The organism is Dactylosporangium sp. NPDC049140, assembly GCF_040648435.1.
Window position 1 is genome coordinate 25,970 of the sequence record NZ_JBEZDS010000022.1, and the last position, 19,290, is coordinate 45,259.

Annotated in this window: 23 protein-coding genes, 2 pseudogenes and 1 riboswitch; of the genes and pseudogenes, 17 read left to right on the plus strand and 8 right to left on the minus strand. The window is 72.0% G+C overall.

Going from position 1 to position 19,290, the window contains the following annotated elements; all coding sequences use genetic code 11:
- Positions 1–15: 15 nt before the first annotated feature.
- The 5 genes from pstA to AB0B76_RS30640 all read right to left on the minus strand — a co-directional run bounded on the left by pstA (position 16) and on the right by AB0B76_RS30640 (position 5,167).
- Positions 16–1,104: a phosphate ABC transporter permease PstA gene (gene pstA, locus AB0B76_RS30620; protein ID WP_360382003.1), complete on the minus strand. Its 1,089-nt coding sequence runs from the start codon at positions 1,102–1,104 to the stop codon at positions 16–18.
- Positions 1,104–2,009, minus strand: coding sequence for a phosphate ABC transporter permease subunit PstC (gene pstC, locus AB0B76_RS30625; RefSeq protein WP_360382197.1), 906 nt, complete (start codon positions 2,007–2,009; stop codon positions 1,104–1,106). The genes pstA and pstC overlap by 1 nt, the downstream gene beginning before the upstream one ends.
- 99 nt (positions 2,010–2,108) lie before the next feature.
- A complete protein-coding gene (gene pstS / locus AB0B76_RS30630; RefSeq protein ID WP_360382004.1) occupies positions 2,109–3,227 on the minus strand; it encodes a phosphate ABC transporter substrate-binding protein PstS in 1,119 nt (372 codons plus the stop codon).
- A gap of 254 nt (positions 3,228–3,481) precedes the next feature.
- A complete protein-coding gene (gene mshD, locus AB0B76_RS30635) occupies positions 3,482–4,441 on the minus strand; it encodes a mycothiol synthase (RefSeq protein WP_360382005.1) in 960 nt (319 codons plus the stop codon).
- 24 nt (positions 4,442–4,465) lie between these two features.
- Positions 4,466–5,167: a response regulator transcription factor gene (locus tag AB0B76_RS30640; protein WP_360382006.1), complete on the minus strand. Its 702-nt coding sequence runs from the start codon at positions 5,165–5,167 to the stop codon at positions 4,466–4,468.
- A gap of 269 nt (positions 5,168–5,436) precedes the next feature.
- Between AB0B76_RS30640 and AB0B76_RS30645 the strand changes: the two genes are divergently transcribed.
- The 6 genes from AB0B76_RS30645 (at position 5,437) to AB0B76_RS30670 (ending at position 9,663) form a co-directional block, all read left to right on the plus strand.
- Positions 5,437–6,402: a hypothetical protein gene (locus tag AB0B76_RS30645; protein WP_360382008.1), complete on the plus strand. Its 966-nt coding sequence runs from the start codon at positions 5,437–5,439 to the stop codon at positions 6,400–6,402.
- A gap of 112 nt (positions 6,403–6,514) precedes the next feature.
- Complete coding sequence (locus AB0B76_RS30650) at positions 6,515–7,285, plus strand: DUF2993 domain-containing protein (RefSeq protein WP_360382010.1); 771 nt, start codon at positions 6,515–6,517, stop codon at positions 7,283–7,285.
- A gap of 49 nt (positions 7,286–7,334) precedes the next feature.
- Positions 7,335–7,409: an Ms5788A family Cys-rich leader peptide gene (locus tag AB0B76_RS30655; protein WP_360382199.1), complete on the plus strand. Its 75-nt coding sequence runs from the start codon at positions 7,335–7,337 to the stop codon at positions 7,407–7,409.
- Positions 7,410–7,621: 212 nt separating this feature from the next.
- A complete protein-coding gene (locus AB0B76_RS30660; RefSeq protein WP_360382012.1) occupies positions 7,622–8,473 on the plus strand; it encodes a sulfurtransferase in 852 nt (283 codons plus the stop codon).
- Between the two features lie 17 nt (positions 8,474–8,490).
- Positions 8,491–8,799 (plus strand): DUF1416 domain-containing protein, encoded by a 309-nt coding sequence (locus AB0B76_RS30665; RefSeq protein ID WP_360382014.1) that lies wholly within the window; start codon positions 8,491–8,493, stop codon positions 8,797–8,799.
- Positions 8,800–8,877: 78 nt separating this feature from the next.
- The gene (locus AB0B76_RS30670; RefSeq protein WP_360382016.1) at positions 8,878–9,663 is read left to right on the plus strand and encodes a hypothetical protein; all 786 of its coding nucleotides are present in this window, start codon (positions 8,878–8,880) and stop codon (positions 9,661–9,663) included.
- 155 nt (positions 9,664–9,818) lie between these two features.
- On the opposite strand, the gene AB0B76_RS30675 is transcribed toward AB0B76_RS30670, so the two are convergent.
- Positions 9,819–10,193 carry a DsrE family protein gene (locus AB0B76_RS30675; protein WP_360382018.1) on the minus strand — a complete coding sequence of 125 codons (375 nt, stop codon included), beginning with the start codon at positions 10,191–10,193 and terminating at the stop codon, positions 9,819–9,821.
- Between the two features lie 12 nt (positions 10,194–10,205).
- On the opposite strand from AB0B76_RS30675, the gene mtfM reads away from it, so the two are divergent.
- From mtfM to AB0B76_RS30730, 11 genes and pseudogenes are all read left to right on the plus strand, one after another.
- A complete protein-coding gene (gene mtfM / locus AB0B76_RS30680) occupies positions 10,206–10,310 on the plus strand; it encodes a small membrane protein MtfM (RefSeq protein ID WP_350612303.1) in 105 nt (34 codons plus the stop codon).
- Positions 10,307–10,891 (plus strand): FABP family protein, encoded by a 585-nt coding sequence (locus AB0B76_RS30685; RefSeq protein ID WP_360382020.1) that lies wholly within the window; start codon positions 10,307–10,309, stop codon positions 10,889–10,891. Before mtfM ends, AB0B76_RS30685 begins: the two co-directional genes overlap by 4 nt.
- Positions 10,892–10,916: 25 nt before the next feature.
- Positions 10,917–11,327: a Fur family transcriptional regulator gene (locus tag AB0B76_RS30690; protein ID WP_360382201.1), complete on the plus strand. Its 411-nt coding sequence runs from the start codon at positions 10,917–10,919 to the stop codon at positions 11,325–11,327.
- Entirely contained in the window at positions 11,321–12,385 is a 1,065-nt protein-coding gene (locus AB0B76_RS30695) for a folate-binding protein (RefSeq protein ID WP_360382021.1), read from the plus strand. Before AB0B76_RS30690 ends, AB0B76_RS30695 begins: the two co-directional genes overlap by 7 nt.
- Positions 12,386–12,398: 13 nt before the next feature.
- Complete coding sequence (locus AB0B76_RS30700) at positions 12,399–13,232, plus strand: 3-keto-5-aminohexanoate cleavage protein (protein ID WP_360382023.1); 834 nt, start codon at positions 12,399–12,401, stop codon at positions 13,230–13,232.
- Positions 13,225–14,172, plus strand: coding sequence for an asparaginase (locus AB0B76_RS30705; protein WP_360382024.1), 948 nt, complete (start codon positions 13,225–13,227; stop codon positions 14,170–14,172). Before AB0B76_RS30700 ends, AB0B76_RS30705 begins: the two co-directional genes overlap by 8 nt.
- 80 nt (positions 14,173–14,252) lie before the next feature.
- Positions 14,253–14,585: pseudogene (locus AB0B76_RS30710) on the plus strand (helix-turn-helix transcriptional regulator); the annotation flags it as partial.
- Positions 14,586–14,698: 113 nt separating this feature from the next.
- Positions 14,699–15,169 (plus strand): hypothetical protein, encoded by a 471-nt coding sequence (locus AB0B76_RS30715; protein ID WP_360382026.1) that lies wholly within the window; start codon positions 14,699–14,701, stop codon positions 15,167–15,169.
- A gap of 68 nt (positions 15,170–15,237) precedes the next feature.
- Positions 15,238–15,564 carry a DUF2516 family protein gene (locus AB0B76_RS30720; RefSeq protein ID WP_360382028.1) on the plus strand — a complete coding sequence of 109 codons (327 nt, stop codon included), beginning with the start codon at positions 15,238–15,240 and terminating at the stop codon, positions 15,562–15,564.
- Entirely contained in the window at positions 15,561–16,451 is an 891-nt protein-coding gene (locus AB0B76_RS30725; RefSeq protein ID WP_360382030.1) for an alpha/beta hydrolase, read from the plus strand. The genes AB0B76_RS30720 and AB0B76_RS30725 overlap by 4 nt, the downstream gene beginning before the upstream one ends.
- Before the next feature lie 137 nt (positions 16,452–16,588).
- A complete protein-coding gene (locus tag AB0B76_RS30730; RefSeq protein ID WP_360382032.1) occupies positions 16,589–17,326 on the plus strand; it encodes an alanyl-tRNA editing protein in 738 nt (245 codons plus the stop codon).
- Positions 17,327–17,605: 279 nt separating this feature from the next.
- Here AB0B76_RS30730 and AB0B76_RS30735 read toward each other — a convergent pair whose 3' ends face one another.
- Positions 17,606–18,823 carry an aminotransferase class V-fold PLP-dependent enzyme gene (locus tag AB0B76_RS30735; protein ID WP_360382203.1) on the minus strand — a complete coding sequence of 406 codons (1,218 nt, stop codon included), beginning with the start codon at positions 18,821–18,823 and terminating at the stop codon, positions 17,606–17,608.
- A 22-nt stretch (positions 18,824–18,845) separates the two neighbouring features.
- A riboswitch (SAM riboswitch) is annotated at positions 18,846–18,962 on the minus strand.
- Positions 18,955–19,290, minus strand: a pseudogene (locus tag AB0B76_RS30740) (hypothetical protein); the annotation flags it as partial. (Overlaps the previous riboswitch by 8 nt.)

Sequence of the window (19,290 nt, forward strand, 5' to 3'; positions counted from 1 at the left end):
TTGGCGCTCCAGTGATTATCGGGCGATCTTGTTGCGGCGGGCGAGCATCTTCGCCGCAACGGTGAGGACCAGGACGAGGACGACCAGGGTCAGAGCGGCCGTCCAGGCCCGCCCAGGTGCGAACTCCGAGGCGACGCCGGCCTGCTGGTACACGAACAGCGACAGGGAAGACTGGTTGCCGTCGAACAGGTTGAAGTTGATGGCGGAGGCGCCGCCGGCCACGAGCAGGACCGGAGCGGTCTCGCCACAGGCCCGGGCCACGGCCAGCATGACACCGGTGACGATGCCGGGGCCGGCGGTGGGCAGCACGATGCTCATGATCGTCTTCCACTTCGGCACGCCGAGGGCATAGGAGCCCTCGCGGAGCGCCGTCGGCACGAGCCGCAGCATCTCCTCGCTGGAGCGGACGACGGTCGGCAGCATCAGCACGCTGAGCGACAGGCCGGCGGCGAAGCCCGAGTAGTGGGCGAAGCCGTCGGAGCTGTACAGCGGCGTGATCGTGAAGACCCAGAACGACAGGATGAACAGACCCGCCACGATCGACGGGATACCGGTCATGACGTCGACGAAGAAGCGGATCAGGTTGGCGAAGAAGCCGCGGCCGTACTCGACGATGTAGATCGCGCCCAGAATGCCCAGCGGCACGGTGATCAGCGTGGCGATGCCCGCCTGTTCGATCGTGCCGATGATCGCGTGGTACGCGCCGCCCTGCTCGTCGAACGGGCCGATGTTGTTCATCGAGGAGTTGAAGAAGTTGCCGTCGAGGCGGGCGCTGCCCTTGTCGACCAGGGTCCACACCACCGACAGCAGCGGCAGCAGGGCGAGGATGAACGCGCCGTAGATCATCACGGTCGCCATGCGGTTGCGCGCGGACCGGCCGCCCTCGACGATGGCCGCCGCGACCCCCATGAGGATCACGAACAGCACCGCCGCGACGACGCCGGTCAGCACCATGCCGCCGGCGCCGGTGAGGTTGATCAGCGCGTACGACAGCACGATCGCCGCCGCGGCCACCGCGAACGGTGTCCACTTCGGCAGCTGCTTGGCCCGCAGCTGGGACGCGTCCTGCACGGCCAGGCTGCGGACGGGGGTCTGGACGGCCATTACGCGGAGCCTCCCACGAACTCACGACGCCGGTACACGATCGCGCGGGCGGCCATGTTGACCGCGAGCGTGATGGCGAACAGCACGAGACCGGAGGCGATCAGCGCGCTGCGGCCGAACTCGTTGGCCTCGCCGAACCGGCTGGCGATGTTGGAGGCGATGGTGACGCCGCCGGGGCCGAGCAGGTCGAAGTTCACGGCGAAGACGCTGCCGAGGGTCAGGGCCAGCGCGATCGTCTCGCCGAGCGCGCGGCCGAGGCCGAGCATGACCGAGGCGATGATGCCGGCGCGGCCGTAGGGGATGACCGCGGTGCGGATCATCTCCCACTTGGTCGAGCCGAGCGCGAGCGCCGCCTCCTGGTTCTCCGGGGGCGTCTGCAGGAACACCTCGCGGGACAGCGAGGTGACGATCGGCAGGACCATGATGCCCAGCACGACCGAGCCCAGCAGGACCGACTTGCCGTACGGGCCGTTGCTGCCGAAGATCGGCAGCCAGCCGGCCACATCGTGCAGCCACTGCGAGAAGTTGGCGATCGGCTCGTAGAAGTAGTCACGACCCCACAGACCGAACACGACGCTCGGAACCGCCGCGAGCAGGTCGATGACGAAGCTCAGCGTGGTGGCGACCCGCCGGTGGGCATAGTGCGACAGGCACAGCGCGATGCCCAGGGCCACCGGAACGGCCATGATCAGCGCGAGTACGGCCGTCAGCACGGTGCCGAAGGCGGTTGCCGCGACGCCGAACTTCGGCTGGTCGCCGTCGGTGAACCAGTCCTTGTAGGTCAGGAAGTTCTCGGTGTCCTTGTTGATGGCGGGGAGCGCCTTCACGACAAGGAAGATGGCGATGGCCGCGATGATGACGAGCACCATCGAGCCGGCGGCTGTCGCGGTTCCGCGGAAGAGCATGTCACCGCTGAACCGCTTGCGCGGCGGAAGACCGCCACCCCCGCCGGGCGTACCGGCGGAGGTGGCGGGCAGAGTCGACTGGCTCAACGAGTCTTCCTGTCAGGCCAGGTTCTTGACAGCGGTCTCGACCTTGGCGCGAACCGTCTCGGGCAGCGGGGCGTAGCCCAGCTTGTCGAGCAGCGCCTGGCCGTCCTTGCTGACGGTGTAGCCGAGGAAGCCCTTGAGCAGCGGGAGCTTGGCGGCGTCGGTGCCCTTGCTGCAGACGATCTCGTAGGTCACCAGGACGATCGGGTAGGCCCCGGCCTCCTTGGTGGCGTAGTCGATCGAGAGCTTCAGGTCGTCGCCGGTGCCGGCGATCTTGGCACCCGCGATGGTCTTGCCGGCCGACTCACCGGTCAGCGCGGTGAACTCGCCGGCGCCGTTCTGGACCTTGGCCATCGACAGCGCGTTGGTCTTGGCGAACGACAGCTCGACGTAGCCGATGGCGCCGGCGGTCTTCTTGATGGCGCCGGCAACACCGTCGGACTTCTGCTCGGCCGAGCCGCCCGGGGCCTTCCACACCTTGTCGTGGCCGAAGGTCCACGCGGACGGGGCGACGGCGGTCAGGTAGGCGGTGAAGTTGTCCGTGGTGCCGGACGAGTCACCGCGGTGCACGGCGAGGATCGCGGTCGACGGGAGCGAGGCGCTCGGGTTGTCGGCCTTGATCGCGGCGTCGTCCCACGTCTTGATCGAGCCCGAGAAGATCTTGGCAATCGTCTCCGGCTTGAGCTGCAGGTCCTTGACGCCGGTGAGGTTGTAGGCGATCGCGACCGGGCCCGTCACCATCGGCAGGTTGAGCGCCGGGGCGCCGCCGCAGCGGGCGTCGGCCTTCGTCTGCTCGTCACCGCTCTTGAGCGAGGAGTCGGAGCCGGCGAAGTCCGCCGTGCCGCCCTGGAACGCCGTGATGCCCGCGCCGGACGCGGTCGCCTGGTAGTTGACCTGGGCGCCGGAGCACTTCTGCTGGTAGGCCTTCGCCCACTCGGCCATGGCGTTGCCCTGGGCGCTGGAGCCCTGCGAGGTAAGGGTGCCACTCGCGCAAGCGACGTCGCTGCCGGTACCACCGGAAGCACCGCCGGACGCCGAGCTCGAGGGTTCGTTGTTGTCCGAGCCACACGCGGCGAGCGCGAGCGTCGCGGTGAGCGCGATGCCGGCGATGAGGCCGTGCCGCTTGAAGTTCACTGCGGTCCCTTCGTCGGGGATGAACCGACTTCCGATGCCTGGGGAGGATTTCGGAAGGCCGACGGACGTCGTCGACTGAAAGGCACGCTAAAAGGACCAGGGAAACAGGCCCGTGGAGAAGGGTGAACGCAGGGTGAACAGGTCACTGGGCGCAGATGACGCCTGGTCGGAGGAGAGTTGTCCATTGGGTGAACTGCCCAGCGGTGTTGCCTGGTGTCCGCTTTTGTACCGTGATCGCCGTTACCGGGCGTGAATCACAGCGCGCGCTGGTACGAAACGTCGTTCGACCAGCGGACGAACCCGAGCCGCTGGTAGAGCGCGACGGCACGGGTGTTGCTCTCGTCGACATACAGCATGACCTGGGCGAGCCCGCGGTTGCGCAGGTGCCAGAGCCCGGCCAGGGTCAGCGCCCGGCCGAGGCCGCCGCCGTGCGCGTCGGGGGCCACGCCGAGAACGTACACCTCGCCGATCGGCTCATGTGCATGCGGCTCCCCGGCCTCGTGCGGATGTACATGTTCCTCGCCGTGGACCTTGGTCCAGTGGAACCCGAGCAGCCGGCCGTCGGTCTGGCGCTCGGCCAGGAGGAAGCCGGCCGCCTCGAACCACGGCTCGCGCAGCCGCACGTGCAGGTCGTCGAGGGTCCACTTGCCCTGCTCGGGGTGCTCGGCGAAGGCGGCCGCGTTGAGCGCCACCCACTCCGCGTCGTCCCGGCCGGGCTCGAAGGCGCGCAGGCGTACCCCTTCGGGCAGCGCCACCTCGTCCAGCGGCGCGAACAGCGAGCGCCGCAGCTGCAGCAGCACCCGGACCCGATCGAAGCCCAGGCCGATGGCGAGCGCCGACGCCGACGGGTGGTCGCCGTGCGCCCACAGCCGCAGCCGACCGGCGGCGCGCTCGTCGGCGACCTGCATGGCCGCGGTGACCAGCGCGCGCCCGAGGCCGTGCCGCCGGTGCAGCGGGTGCACCACGAGCTCCGCGGAGGCCCCCTCGACCGCGTCGGTCGTGTCCACATGCGCATAGCCGACGACGGTTTCCCCGGAATACCCCAGCAGGTGTACCGCGGGAGCCTCACCTCCGTGCCGCAGGTGCAGCACGACGTGCTCGGAGAGCGGCACGACGCCGTCGGTGTCGCCGGCCGCCCGCATGAGGGCGAGCACCTGCTCGACCTGGTCGGGAGACAGACGGTCGGCGCGGCGCACCGGGGGCGAGGAGCTCATCCGATCAATCTAGCCGGAGGATCTTCAGACCCGGACCGGCTCCGAGTCGTGCAGCGGGCGCGACGGCGGAACGACGAACTTGTACCCCACCTGGCGCACGGTGCCGATCATCGACTCGTACTCGGAGCCGAGCTTGGCCCGCAGCCGCCGCACGTGGACGTCGACGGTGCGCGTGCCACCGAAGTAGTCGTAGCCCCAGACCTCGCGCAGCAGCTGGTCGCGGGTGAACACCCGGCCCGGGTGCTGGGCCAGGAACTTCAGCAGCTCGAACTCCTTGTAGGTGAGGTCGAGCGGGCGGCCCTTGAGCTTGGCCGCGTACGTGTCCGGGTCGATCGTCAGCTCGCCGGCCTTGATCATGCCGCCGCTGGCCGCGGCCGCGGAGTTGAGCCGCCCGACCGCCAGGCGCAGGCGCGCCTCGATCTCGGCGGGCCCGGCGGTGGCGAGGACGACGTCGTCGACGCCCCAGTCGGCGTGCAGCGCGACCAGGCCGGCCTCGGTGACCACGGCGAGCAGGGGCACACCCAGCCCGGTGGCGTGCAGCATGCGGCAGGTGGCGCGGGCGTCGGCGAGCTCCGTGCGGGCGTCGACCACGACGGCGTCGGGGCTGGGGCCGTTCACCAGCGTGCGGACGTCACGGGGGGCGGTGCGCACCGCGTGGGGCAGCAGGTCGAGGCCCGGCAGGACCACCTGGCCCGCGGGAGCCGCGGTCAGCAGCAGAATCTCCACGAGTCACCTCCGTGGCCGCTGCGCTCCTCGCGAGAGGGCGCTGTGGCGCCCCCGGAAGGGGCGGCGGCTCGCTATCGTCCCGGCAGCTCTGGCGGGAGGTTATGGACGTATCCCCAACGAGAATATCGGAGTATTCACGTTTTGCGTCCGGTCGAACCGCAGTTCGAGACAGTCGGCTGAGCCACACCCCACCGTTTCCGCCGACGTGCTATAGCGGTTCGCGGATCCCCGCCGAGGCCGGATCCGGTGCTTTCTGGCACGATCGGTGCGTGCCGACAACCCCGCCGCCCGCCGAGGACTTCGGTGCCTGGCCCCAGGCCACCGAGCCGGCCGCCCGCCGCCGCCGCGATGCGGGCCCAGACCACTCGGAGGGTGACCCCCAATCGGGTGACGACGGCGCTACCCAGGGCCAGGCTGCCCTGGCGCCGGTACGCCGCTGGATCTCGCTCGGCACCGCGGGCTTCGCGGCCCTGGTCGCCATCGCGCTGATCGTGGGCGCGCAGACCCGCCACGAGTCGTACGCCGTGGTGATGTTCGGCGTCCAGGTCCTCTTCGTCGCCGTCTGGACAATCGCGAGCCGTCCACCGGCCCCGCGGGTCGTCGGCGTGGTGGGCATCGCCGTGGCGGCGGGCACCGACGCGGCCGCCGTCTTCACCCGGCCGGCGTCGCTCGCCCCGCTCGCCTACCTCACCGCCGCCGGCTTCATCATCGGCGTCGTCGGCCAGCTCACGCGGCCGGCCGGTCGCCAGCGGGTCACCGAGTCCCTGGGCTCCTCGCTGGTCGTGACCCTCGGCGTGGTCTCCTTCGCGAGCCTCGTCGTGCTGGGGCGCAGCCCGAAGGGCACCCAGGCGATCGTCGCCTGCCTCGTGGCCGCCGGGCTGGCGCTGTTCATCGCCCGGCTCGCCGACTCGATCGCCGCCCTGCCGCGCATCGCCCCGCAGGTGCCCCGCGGCGGCGCCGGCGTGGTGCTGGGCACGATGGTCGGCACCGCGGCGGCCGGCGCGATCGGCAACTACCTCGACGGGCTGAGCCCGCTGCCCAGCGCCCTGGCCGGGCTCGCGACGGCGATCGTGGCGGTGATGGTGGACCTGTCGGTCGGCTACGCCGAGGCGAGCCGGATCATCGACGGCGACGAGCCGGCGCTGTGGCTGGCGCGGCACATCCAGGGCCCGATCGGCGCGATCGCCTTCGCGGCGCCCGCGGCATATGTCGCGAGTGTCCTGCTGTTGCTGTAACTGAGCCGCCAATTCGCGCCAAGCTTGCCGGGCATCCCGCCCGGACTTGTGCGGGTACGAAATCCTCGTGCTTGGGTACGAGCGAGACAACTACCGGTCGGAGGGAGTGTCAGTGGCGGCGAGGCGAGGGGCCAAGATCGGCATCGTGCTGGTCGTGCTGGCGATCATTCTGGTCGGGGTGTTCTTCGTGGTGGACCGGATCGCGGCCGGGGCGGCCGACGACCGGATCACGCAGGAGACCAAGACGCAGCTGGCGGCGAACAACGTCAAGTACGAGGGCGAGCCCGCGGTGGACATCACCGGGTGGCCGTTCCTGACCCAGGTGGTCGCCGGGGAGTACCAGAAGATCACGATCACGCTGGCGAAGCCGCAGCTCAACAACGTCAAGCTCGACACCCTGTACGTCGAGGCGCGCTCGGTGAAGGCCGACGCGCGGGACCTCATGAACGGCAAGGGCGACGTGGTGGCCGGAGTGGTGGCCGGTAACGCGTCGATGAGCTGGGACAACGTGCGGCCGCTGCTGGATGTCGCCGGGCTGCCGTCCTCGATCGACCCCTCCAACGTCGACCTGAAGGTGGTCAACAACAAGATCGAGATGCGGGTGCCGCTGGCGTTCCAGGGGATCAAGGCCACCCTCATCGCCACGGGGTCGATGGTCGTCGAGACCGGCAAGATCCGGCTGAAGCTCGAATCGGTCGCGACCGACAAGGGCAACCTCCCGCCCCAGGTGAATACGCTGATCAAGCAGTACCAGAACAAGCTGCAGGTCACCGTCAAGCTGCCCGGACTGCCGTACAACCTCGTGGTCAACTCGGTGCAGACGACCGACGCGGGCCTTCAGGTCACCGCCTCGGCCGCGGACGTCAAGCTCACGGGACAGTGACGCGGCGGACCCTGGGCCTTCACGCTCGGCAATGCTAGGCTCCGGAACTATGAGCATGCTGCTCACGAAGCGCCGCGCGGTCGACCTCTGCCGCGTGACCACGTGCCTGTGTTGCCGCCCCTAGTGGTGCGGCCCTGCAGCGTGCTCTAGTAACGGCTCGAGGCAGCGGCGCCCCAGACCGATGGGTCTGGCCGGCGAGCCGATTTCGGCATATCTCCGCGGGCATTCCGACAGACTCATCGCCGAAACCGTGATCCGTCCCCCTCGGGTCGCGCGCGGCTGCATGCCCGTGTGACGACTCGAACCCACCACTCGTTCCTGGGAGAGAGAACACCCATGAGTCGCGAATCCGCCCTGGTCACGGCCGACTGGGCCGAGCAGAACATCGAGACCCCCGGCGTCGTGTTCGTCGAGGTCGACGAGGACACGACCGCGTACGACGGCGGCCACATCCCCGGCGCCGTGCGCATCAACTGGAAGACCGACCTGCAGGACCCGGTGCGCCGGGACTTCGTCAACAAGCAGCAGTTCGAGGCGCTCCTGTCCGCCAAGGGCATCGGCAACGACGACAAGGTCGTGCTCTACGGCGGCAACAACAACTGGTTCGCCGCCTACGCGTACTGGTACTTCAAGCTCTACGGCCACGGCGACGTGAAGCTGCTCGACGGCGGCCGCAAGAAGTGGGAGCTCGACGCCCGCCCGCTGAACAAGGACGAGGTCGACCGCCCCGCGACCAACTACGTCGCCGTGCACGACCAGGACCTGTCGATCCGCGCGTTCCGCGACGACGCCGTGAAGGCGATCGGCGTGCAGAACCTGGTCGACGTCCGCTCCCCCGACGAGTTCGCCGGCCGCCTCCTGGCCCCGGCGCACCTCCCGCAGGAGCAGGCGCAGCGCCCGGGCCACATCCCGACCGCGATCTCGGTGCCGTGGAGCAAGGCCGCGAACGAGGACGGCACCTTCAAGTCCGACGACGACCTGCGCTCGATCTACGGCGCCGCCGGGCTCGACGACAGCAAGGCGACGATCGCGTACTGCCGCATCGGCGAGCGCTCCTCGCACACCTGGTTCGTGCTCAAGGAGATCCTCGGCCACTCCGACGTGCGCAACTACGACGGTTCGTGGACCGAGTACGGCTCGCTGGTCGGCGTGCCGGTGGCGCTGGGCGACGAGCCCGGCCAGGCCTGAAGAGGGGAAACCGAATCATGAGCACTGACAGCTGCGCCGCGCCCGACCAGAGCGCCCCGCTGCCCGCGTCCGTCGACGTGGAGAAGGAGACCGTCATCACCGGCGTCGTGCGCTCCGGCGCCGACCCGGTCGGCGGCGCGTACGTGCGCCTGCTCGACTCCACCGGCGAGTTCACGGCCGAGGTCGTCACCTCGCCGGCCGGGCAGTTCCGCTTCTTCGCCGCCCCGGGCAACTGGACGCTGCGCGCCCTGTCCCGCCAGGGCAACGGCGACGCGACGCTCGCCGCGAGCCGCGGCCTCAACGAGGTCGCCGTCACCGTCGGCTGACGCGCTCGGACGTGACGCCGCTCGCCGGGATCAACCCGGCGGGCGGCGTCTCACTATATGGCTGCGAGGATGACCGCCGTGAAGCGTCGCTGGATCGTCACCGGGGTCGTCGCGTGGGCCGTGGTCATCGCCGGGTTCGCGCTGTACTCGTACTCCAGCGACCCGCCCACCGCCCGCGAGCAGACCACGATCGCCGACGCCCTGCCGACCGTCGACACCGCGCTCGGGCGGATCTACGCCGCGCTCGACCCGGCCACGTCGGTGGCCGCGCTCGGCGGGTACCGGCGCACCGAGGTGAGCTGCCGGGTGACCTCGGCGCGCGAGGGCACCCGTTTCAACCGGGAGCTGATGGTGTACGTCAGGCCGGGCTCCGAAGCGGCCGCGCTCGACCGCGTGAAGTCGGCGCTCCCGGCCGCGTACGAGCCGAACGTGGCCCACAGCGGCACGACCGACCTGCTCACCGCCGACGCCGGCAACTTCGTGGCGGTGCGGGGCTCGGTGACCGAGCCCGGCGTGCTGCGCTTCAGCGCAGACACCGGGTGCCGGGTGCAGAAGGCGGCGGTCACGGAGGCCACGCCGCAGTCGCAGGACGCGAACCGGGCGCCGGTGCAGGCCGTGCTCGACACGCTGGGCAAGCCCGCCTCGCAGTGGCGCACGCACCGGCTCACCTCGCCGGCCTGCGGGGCACTGTGGACCGTGGAGGCCGTGACCACCGGCGACGGCGCGGCGGCGCGGGGCACCGTTCCGGCCTCGGCGGTGGTGCTCGACACGGCGAAGGTCTTCGCCTACCGGGCCGGGTCCGCGGGGGTCGCGCTGCGCAAGGACGGCGACACGCTCGTGGTGAGCTCGTCCGCGGGCTGCTGAACTGGGCGTTTGCGAAAAATCCGGCGCTCCGCACCAGATTTTTCGGATTTATGCCCCGTCGGGCGATAAATGCGATAAGTCGCGGCGCGGAGCGCCCGGCTTATCGTGCGGCGGCTAGTCGTGGCGCGGAGCGCCCGGCTTATCGTGCGGCGGCTCTAGTACACGAGCGCCTGCGCGCCCTCCGCGAGCGCCTCCTCGACGAACGCCGCCGCCCCCGCGATGCGAATCCCCGGCAGGACGTCCTCCGGGCCGATGCCGCGGCGCGCGGCGCACTGCGTGCACACCGTCACCGTGCCCCCGGCGAGGATCGCCTCCAGCAGGTCGGGCAGCGGCGCCGCGTGCGGCAGGTCGAACTCGGCCGCGCGGCCCGGCACGGCGAACCACGCCGACTCACCGGTGAGCCACAGCGAGGTCGGCACGCCGCCGGCGACGGCGGTCGCGGCCACGGTGAAGGCCTGGGAGCAGCGCTCCGGGGCATCGGATCCGGCGGTTGCCTTGACGACGAGAGAACGGGCCATGCTTCGCAGCATAGAATTCCGGTGATGGTAACGGAGATCGGGTTCGTGAGCCTGCTGGTGGCCGGGATGGGCGCGCTGGCGGGCGGGCTCGTCTACCTTGCGGTTCGGGTGTCGAGGGGGCGTTGGTGACTGACGTGCAGCCGCCGTGGGCGGGGCTCGCCCAGGTCGGTGGGTATCCATACGAGGAGACGCACGACCTGCGATCGGGGCCGGACCTGCACCCGGCCCTGCTGGGGCTGCTGCCGCTCGTGGGCGTCTGGCGCGGGCGCGGCCAGGGCGACTACCCCACGATCGAGGGCTTCCACTACGGCCAGGAGGTCCGGTTCAGCCACGACGGGCGGCCGTTCCTGTACTACGAGTCGCGCTCGTGGCTCATCGACGCCGATGCGAACCCGGTCCGGCCGTCGCACCGCGAGGTGGGCTGGTGGCGGCCGGTGATCGTGGACGGCAAGGCCACCGACGAGCTCGAGGTGCTGCTGTCCGCGCCGACCGGGATCGTCGAGTTGTACACCGGGCAGGCCCGCTCCAGCACCCAGTGGCAGATGGCCACGGACGGCGTCGGGCGCACCGGCACGGCCAAGGAAGTGCGCGGTGGGCAGCGCCTCTACGGGATCGTCGAGGGCGCGCTGCTGTACACCTTCGACATGGCCGCGGTCGGCCAGCCCCTCCAGGTACACCTGTCCGCGCGTCTGGAGCGAGTAGCGGGCTAGATTTAGTCCCGTGGACCTCGCGGAGATGCTCCGGTCGCGCGGGTTACGACTGACCGCGCCGCGGCAGCTCGTGCTCGAGGCGGTCTACCGGCTGCGCCACGCCACCCCGGATCAGATCCATGCCGAGGTGGCGGGCAAGGCCGCCGGGGTCAACATCACCACCGTGTACCGCACGCTCGAGCTCCTGGAGGAGCTGGAGCTGATCACGCACGCGCACCTGTCGCACGGCGCCCCCACCTACCACGCGGTCGACGAGCACCAGCACGCCCACCTGGTGTGCCGGGGCTGCGGCTCCGTGCGGGAGCTGCCGTCGCCGGTCCTCGACCAGCTCGCCGGCGAACTGCTGGAGAGCCGCGGGTTCCGCCTGGACATCGGGCACGTGGCGCTGTTCGGGCTGTGCGGCGAATGCGGGACGAGCAAGGGAGCAGCATGCTGAGCGCAGTACCGGTCGCCGCCCTCGATCCGAACGACCCCGACGCCGGCGCCGTGGCGCACTACGGCGACCCGGCGCGTGAGCAACGTCTCCTCGACACCGCCGCGGGCCTGGTCGACCGCTCGCACACGGGGGTGCTGGGCGTGCCGGGCGCCGACCGGCTCGGCTGGCTGCACAGCCTCACCACCCAGCACCTCGCCGGGCTGGCCCCGTGGACCGGCTCGGAGCTGCTCGTGCTCTCCCCGCACGGGCACGTCGAGCACCACGCGGTGCTCACCGACGACGGCGAGACCACCTGGCTCGACACCGGCGACGCGCCCGGGCTGCTGGGGTTCCTGGAGCGGATGCGCTTCCTGATGCGGGTCGAGCCGGCCGAGGTGACCGCGGACTGGGCGCTGCTGTCGATCGTCGGGCCGCAGACCGACGAGGTGCTCATCTCCCTCGGCGTCGGGCCGCTGCTGCCGCCGGACCTGCTCTCGGTACCGGAGGCGAAGTTCGCCACCGGCTCCGTCCCGCCGCGCCCGACGGCCGTCTACGCCGCCGGTCGCCTCGCCCAGGGCGGCTGGGCGCGCCGGATGCCGTACGGCGCCGATCTGCTCGTCCCCCGCCCGGTCGTGCCGGCGGTGGTCGAGGACCTCGGGCTGCCGATGGCCGGCATCTGGGCGTTCGAGGCCCTGCGGGTCGCGGCCCGCCGGCCCCGGGCCGGGTTCGAGACCGACCACAAGACGCTCCCGGCCGAGGTCGGCTGGACCGGGCCGGCCGTGCACCTGGAGAAGGGCTGCTACCGCGGCCAGGAGACGATCGCCCGCGTGCACCACCTGGGCCGGCCGCCGCGCAAGCTGGCGCTGCTGCACCTGGACGGGATCACCACCGACGAGCTCCCGGCCCGGCACACGCCGGTGCTGCTGGAGGGCGGCGAACGGCCCGTCGGCTTCGTGGGCACGGCGGTGCGCCACCACGAGCTGGGGATGATCGCCCTGGCCGTGGTGAAGCAGAACCTGACCCCCGACTCCGCCCTGCGTGTGGGGCCTTCCACAGCCCGCATCGACCCGGAGCCGTAACCTCATCGTCGTGATGACGACGACGTTGATCACGGTGGCCCCGACCGGTGCGGAGACCCGCAAAACGGACGTGCCGGCGCTGCCCGTGACGCTGGACGAACTGGTGACTACGGCACGGGACTGCGAGGCGGTCGGGGCGAGCGTGATCCACGTCCACCTCCGCGACGACGACGCGGAGCCGACGCTGGACCTGGGCCGGCTCAAGGACGCCGTGGCCGCGCTGCGCGAGGCGACCGGCCTCGTCGTGCAGCTGTCCACCGGCGGCGCGGTGACCGACCCCGAGGCCGACCGCCTGCGGGTGCTCGACGCCCAGCCCGACATGGCCTCCTGCACCATGGGCACCGTCAACTTCGGCGACGACGTGTTCCTCAACCGCTGGGCGTTCGTCGTCGAGCTGCACACCCGCATGCAGGAGCGGGGCATCGTCCCCGAGTACGAGATCTTCGACCTCGGCCAGCTCGCCACCCTCGCGCGGCTGCTGGACAAGCACGGCCTGCCCGCCGGCGGCCATGTGCACGTCGACCTCGTGATGGGGGTACCCGGCGGAATGCCCGGCACCGTCGCCGCGCTCGCCGCCTGCGAGGCCGCGCTGCGGGACCTGCCCGCGGGCACCACGTTCTCGGCGACCGGCATCGGCCGCTCCTCCCTGCCGGTGCTGCTGGCCTCGCTCGCCGCGGGCGGGCACCTGCGCGTCGGGATGGAGGACACGGTCACCTACGCCAAGGGCCGGCCGGTGGAGAGCAACGCCCAGCTCGTGGCCCGGGCGAGCGGGTTCGCCCGGCTCGCCCAGCGACCCCCGATGAGCGCCGCCGAGGCCCGCACCACGCTGGGGATCGACCGTGTCTGACCTTTACGCGGGCGGGGAGCTGCTCGCCGAGGTCGTGCGCAGCGAGTTCGTGGAGAGCCGCCACCACGGGTCCGTCGTCGTGCTCGACGCCAACGGGGAGGTCGCGGCCTGGGCCGGCGACGTGCTCGGCGCGGTGTTCCCGCGCTCCTCGGTGAAGCCGCTGCAGGCGGTCGGGATGCTGCGCGCCGGCCTCGACCTCGCCGGCCCGGATCTCGCGCTTGCCGCGGCGAGCCACCGCGGGCAGGAAGCGCACATCTCCGGCGTACGGGAGATTCTCGATAAGTCGGGCATCACGGCGGACGACCTCCGGTGCCCGCCGGACTATCCGCTCGCCGAGGACGCCCGCGACGCCGTGGTGCGGGCCGGGCACCGCCGCGAGCGGATCTTCATGAACTGCTCGGGCAAGCACGCCGGGATGCTGCGCACCGCCAGGGCCAACGACTGGCCCCTCGAGACCTACCTGGACCCGGCCCACCCGCTCCAGCAGCGCCTGGCCGCCACCGTCGAGGAGCTGGCCGGGGAGCCGATCCGGGCGACCGGGGTCGACGGCTGCGGCGCGCCGGTGTTCGCGTTCTCGCTGCGCGGGCTGGCCGGGGCGTTCCTGCGGCTGGTGAGCGCGCCCGAGGGCAGCGGGGAGCGTGCGGTGGCCGATGCGATGCGGCGGTACCCGCTGCTGGTCTCCGGCGACGACCCGGGCGAGGACGACACGCGCCTGATGCGCGCGGTGCCGGGGCTGCTGCTCAAGGGCGGCGCCGAGGGGGTCGCGGCGGCCGCGCTGCCCGGCGTCGGCGCGGTCGCGCTCAAGATCGACGACGGCGGGATGCGGGCGCGGCTGCCGGTGCTCGCGGCGGCCTTCGCGCGCCTCGGGGTGAACCTCCCGGGCCAGGTTCCGGTTTTCGGCGGCGGCCGCGAGGTGGGCGTGGTTCGCTCGGTGTGGTGAGCGGCGGTGACCGGGTTCACGCTAACCAGAGCTAGCGTTTTGCTTGCAACAGCTAGCACTGCGCGCTACCGTCAGTAAGCGTGACCGAAGAGCCGCGCGACCTGGGTGGGTTCATCCGTGACCTGCGCCGCAACGCGCGCATCTCGCTCCGGCAGCTCGCTGAGCAGGCCGGGGTGAGCAACCCGTACCTGAGCCAGATCGAGCGCGGCCTGCGGAAACCCAGCGCCGAGGTCCTGGCTCAGCTCGCCGGGGCACTGCGGGTTTCGACCCCGCTGATGTACCTGCGGGCCGGGCTGCTGGAGCGCGAGGGTCACGACGTGCTGGCCGCGATCGCCGCGGACAGTGATCTCACCGTGGCCCAGAAGCAGTCGCTCACCCAGATCTACGAAACGTTCCGCCGGGAGAACGCGCGGAACAACCCGGCCCCGGCCGACGAAGCCGTCCGGGGTACCGATGGCGCCGAACAGCCTGGCGCGACGCACGAAGCGCCCGACGCCGAGCCGACACGTTCCCACGAGGAGTCGCAGTGACCACCGAAACCACCACGAAGACCACGCGCAAGATCCCCACGCCGCTCTACGCCGCCGCGGGCGCGGGTGACCTCGCCTACCAGCAGCTGCGCAAGCTGCCGGAGCAGGTCGCCCAGCTGCGCGCCCGGGTCGAGGAGCTGCGTCCGGCCGTCGCCGACACCAACCTCGACCGGCTGCGGGGCGCCGCGCGCCGCAACGCCGCGAACCTGCTGGCCAACGCCCAGCAGGGCGCCCAGATCGCGCAGGACCGGGCCCTGGCCGTCTACACCGAGCTCGTCGCCCGCGGCGAGAAGGTCGTCAGCACCGCCCGCACCGCCGAGGCCCGGGTCGAGCTCGAGCCGGCCCACAAGGCCGTGACCGCCGAGGTCACCACGGTCGAGGAGCCCGCCACGCCGGCCACTCCCGCCACTGCGGCCACGGCCGCGGCCAAGAAGACCGCGGCGAAGAAGGCCGCCCCGAAGAAGTAACACCGATTCTGCGAAGCCCTCCGGCACCGTCGTACACGGGCCGGAGGGCTTCGGCTTAAGCTCGTTGCATGGTGAGTGCCGTCCCGATCTTCTACGCCCAGGTCGAGAACTACATTTCCATCACCGTGTGGATCTTCTGCCTGGTGCTCGGGGCCGCAGCCTTCCTGCACTGCGTGGTGCAACGCACCGACGCCTTCCCGGCGATCGGCACCATGTCGAAGTCGATCTGGCTGGCCCTGATCGGCGGCGGCGAGCTGCTCACCGCGATCTCGCCCAACCTCCAGCTGGGCTACCTCGGCATCTTCTCGCTCATCGCGGCCGGGATCTTCGCGGTGTACCTGCTCGACATCCGCCCCGCTCTGCGCGACGCGGTCGACGGCCACGGCTCCTGGTGATGGACTTCCGCTGGCCGCCCCCGCCGGACGGGCGCCCCGACCGGTTCCGGCCGCCCGTGACCCGGGGCCCACAGACCGGCCGCCCCACCCTCCCCGCCCCGCCCACCGAGCTGGTCGCCACGCCGCACGGCGTCGAGCTGGAGCAGCTGGTGACCGGCGAGGGCGACCCGGTGACGGTGTTCGCGCACGGCCTCGGCAGCGGAATCGCCGAGACCCGCCCGCTGGGCAGCGCCGTGCGGGGCCGCAAGGTGTTCTTCCAGTTCCGCGGCCACGGGCAGTCGGCCGCGCCCGGGGGCACGTGGACCTACCTCGACCTGGCCCGCGACCTGCGCGCGATCGCCGACCTCGCCGGCGCCACCCGGGCCCTCGGCGTGAGCCTGGGCGCCGGGGCGCTGACCCGGCTGCTCGCCGACAACCCCGGCCGCTTCGAGCGGGTCGTGTTCTTCCTGCCCGCCGTGCTCGACACGCCCCGCCCGGCCGCCGCCCACGAGCGGCTGACCGCCCTGCTGAGCGCGATCGAGGTCGGCGACGCCGCCGCCGTGGCCGACGTGATCTCCCAGGAGGTCCCGGCCCAGCTGCGCAACTCCCCGCCGGTCTGGGCGTTCCTGCGCCAGCGGCTCGACCAGCTCATGCGCGACGGCCTCGCCGCCGGCCTGGCCGGCTTGCCCGAGCAGGCCGCCCTCGACGACCGTGCCGGCCTGGCCGCCGTGAGCGCCCAGTGCCTGGTGATCGGCTGCCGCGGCGACGACCTGCACCCGTCCGTCGTCGCCGAGCAGCTCGCCGCCGCCCTGCCAAAGGCCGACCTGCACATCTACGACCGCCCCGGCATCCTGTGGACCCAGCGCGCCGACCTGCGCAGCCGGATCTCGGACTTCCTGAACGCCTGACCCCTCGATCGGCCCGCCAGGAGTGACCGAACGGCCGAGCCCGTGACGCGTATCAGAACGGCCCCCGACGGATTCTGTATTGCATGACTACTTCGTGGTGCTGGGCGGGGCCGACCCGCCGCATATAGTCGGTTTTCATGGGTGTCACACATCACGGCCGCACGTACCGGCTCGACCTCGCCGACCCGACGCTGCGCGACTGGACCGCCAAGGTCCTGCACGCGTCGGCCGAGGACGGGATCGTGCTGGACCGTTCGGCGTTCTACCCGGGCGGGGGCGGCCAGCCCCCGGACCACGGCGTCCTGCTCTGGCAGGGCGTCCAGACACGGATCGCCGGCACGCGCAAGGCCGACGACCTGTACCTCCTGCCCGTCGAGGGCGACCCGCTCCCCCCGGTGGACACCGAGGTGACCGGCGCGGTCGAGGACGACCGGCGCACCAAGCTCATGCGCACCCACTCGGGCCTGCACGTGCTGTGCGGGGTCGTGTTCCGCGACTTCGGCGCCCTGGTGACGGGCGGCTCGATGGAGCCGGCCGAGGCACGCATGGACTTCAACCTGCCGGAGGTACCGCCGGACTTCAAGGCACGCCTCGAGGAGCTGGTGAACGCCGAGGTGATCGCCGACCGCAAGGTGGTGACGAAGGTGCTCGGGCGCGAGGAGGCCCTGGCCCTGCCCGACATCATCCGCACCCAGTCGAACCTGATCCCGGCCGAGGAGCAGGAGATCCGCATCGTCGACATCATCGGCCTGGACACCCAGGCGGACGGGGGCACGCACGTCGCGTCGACGGCGCAGATCGGCCGCCTGCAGGTCGTGAAGGTGGAGAGCAAGGGCAAGGCCAACCGCCGCGTCCGCGTACGCCTGTCCGACTGACCCGACCGCCGGACGCTGTCGCACCCACTCCGAAGCCGACTCCGGGCGCAACGCCAGGCCGCACCTCGCCTGCGCAACGCCAGGCCACGCCTTCGCCCGCGCACGTCAGACCGCACTCCGTGCGCACCACCTCGGGGCGGCCTCGCACGCAATGTCGGATCGACTCGCCGCGCGGCGTCGGATCGACTCCGCGCGGCCAAAAGTCTGACGCTTGCGCCCGGCCGCCGATAAGTCGGGCGCTTCGCGCCGCGACTTATCGGATATTTCGTATATGCCGGGTTACCCGAGCGCGGCCAGCAGGCGGTCGATGTGCCCCTCGGTGGTGCCGATCCCGAAGCTGGCCCGGATCGCCTGGTCGGCGCCCGGCTCGCACCCGGCCGCCCCAGTTGTTTCGGGTGTACCCGTGAGCCGGGCCGTGGCCTCGGACAGCAGGCGGCGGGTCAGCGGGTGCGCGCAGAACAGGCCCGCGCGCACCCCGATGCCGTGGTCGCGGCCGAGGGTCGTGGCGAGCTCGCCCGGGTCGCGGCCGGGCACGGTGAACGAGACGATGCCGACCCGCTCCGCGGCGGCCGGGAAGAGGCGCAGCTCCTCCACGTGCGGCAGCGCGGCCAGGCCGGTACGCAGGCGGTGCAGCAGCGCCTGCTCGGTCGCCGCGAGGTCGCGGTGGTGCAGCGTGCGCAGCGCGGTGGCGAGCGCGACCGCGCCGATGAGGTTCGGGGTGCCGGCCTCGTGGCGCGCCGGGCCGGTGGCCCACCGTGTCGTGCCGTCGTCGGCGACGTGGGCGCTGGCGCCGCCGCCGGCCAGGTACGGTTCGGCCGCGTCCAGCCAGTCCGCCCGCCCGGCGAGGACGCCCGCCCCGAACGGCGCGTAGAGCTTGTGCCCCGAGAACGCGATGTAGTCCGCGCCGAGGCCGGCGAGGCGCCCGGGCGCGTGCGGGGCCAGCTGGGCGGCGTCGACGGCGATGCGGGCGCCGTGGCGGTGCGCGACCTCGGCCAGCCGCTCCACCGGCCACACCTCGCCGGTCACGTTGCTCGCCGCGGTGACGCTGACGAGGATGTCGGGGTTCTGCCGGCGGTACAGACACGAGTCCAGCGCCTCGACGGCCTCCTCCGGCGACCGGGGCGCCGCCAGCCGGATCGTGTCGCGCCAGGGCAGGAGGTTGGCGTGGTGCTCGGCGTCGAACGTGACGACCGTGGTGCCCGCCGGGGCCGCCCGCGCGAGCAGGTTGAACGCGTCCGTGGTGTTGCGCGTGAAGATCACCGTGTCGCCCGGCCCGTGGCCGAGGACGTCGGCGACGGTCTCGCGCGCCTGCTCGTACTCCCGCGTGCACCGCTCGGACAGCGCGCCCGCGCCGCGGTGGACGCTGCCGTAGTAGGGCAGCAGTTCGGCGACCGCGTCCGCGACGACCCGAAGGCACGGCGCGGTCGCGGCGATGTCGAGGTTGGCGAAGTCGACGGACCGGCCGTCGGACAGCTTGACCTCGCCGGGCGTGAGAATTTCGGACACGGGTAGACCCCTCCGCTCGCGCTTGCCCGGACACACCGCGTGCCGGACCGTGTCATCACCCGGGGCACCCCGCCGCGAACGCGAGGGTTGCCGGCCAGCAAGCCGGGGCTGTGCGCTGGCACTCATGACCTGTCCCGACGGTACCGTGGATAAAGTTGCCCCATGAGCGAACTCCCGCCGAATGGGACGCCGTCCTCGCCCGAGCCCGCGTCCGGGCCGCCGGCCGCCCCGACCTCGGGCGCGGCCCCCTGGACCGCGCCGGGCGCTGCGTCGACGCCCTCCGACTGGGGTTCGCCCGCGTCGGCCCCGCCCGCCGCCCAGCCCGCCTCGGGACCGCCGGCATGGCACGAGCCGGGGCAGCCACCCGCGTCGGGCCCACCGGCCGCGTCGGGCCCACCGGCCGCGTCGGGCCCACCGGCCGCGTGGGGGCACCCGGGCCAGCCGCCCGCTTCCGGGCC

Excerpts from the sequence above, each read along its gene's own strand:
- pstA (WP_360382003.1), bottom strand. The coding sequence starts at position 1,104 with ATGGCCGTCCAGACCCCCGTCCGCAGCCTGGCCGTGCAGGACGCGTCC.
- pstC (WP_360382197.1), bottom strand. The coding sequence starts at position 2,009 with ATGCTCTTCCGCGGAACCGCGACAGCCGCCGGCTCGATGGTGCTCGTC.
- mshD (WP_360382005.1), bottom strand. The coding sequence starts at position 4,441 with ATGAGCTCCTCGCCCCCGGTGCGCCGCGCCGACCGTCTGTCTCCCGAC.
- AB0B76_RS30660 (WP_360382012.1), top strand. The coding sequence starts at position 7,622 with ATGAGTCGCGAATCCGCCCTGGTCACGGCCGACTGGGCCGAGCAGAAC.
- AB0B76_RS30665 (WP_360382014.1), top strand. The coding sequence starts at position 8,491 with ATGAGCACTGACAGCTGCGCCGCGCCCGACCAGAGCGCCCCGCTGCCC.
- AB0B76_RS30675 (WP_360382018.1), bottom strand. The coding sequence starts at position 10,193 with ATGCTGCGAAGCATGGCCCGTTCTCTCGTCGTCAAGGCAACCGCCGGA.
- mtfM (WP_350612303.1), top strand. The coding sequence starts at position 10,206 with ATGGTAACGGAGATCGGGTTCGTGAGCCTGCTGGTGGCCGGGATGGGC.
- AB0B76_RS30690 (WP_360382201.1), top strand. The coding sequence starts at position 10,917 with ATGCTCCGGTCGCGCGGGTTACGACTGACCGCGCCGCGGCAGCTCGTG.
- AB0B76_RS30695 (WP_360382021.1), top strand. The coding sequence starts at position 11,321 with ATGCTGAGCGCAGTACCGGTCGCCGCCCTCGATCCGAACGACCCCGAC.
- AB0B76_RS30700 (WP_360382023.1), top strand. The coding sequence starts at position 12,399 with ATGACGACGACGTTGATCACGGTGGCCCCGACCGGTGCGGAGACCCGC.
- AB0B76_RS30720 (WP_360382028.1), top strand. The coding sequence starts at position 15,238 with ATGGTGAGTGCCGTCCCGATCTTCTACGCCCAGGTCGAGAACTACATT.
- AB0B76_RS30730 (WP_360382032.1), top strand. The coding sequence starts at position 16,589 with ATGGGTGTCACACATCACGGCCGCACGTACCGGCTCGACCTCGCCGAC.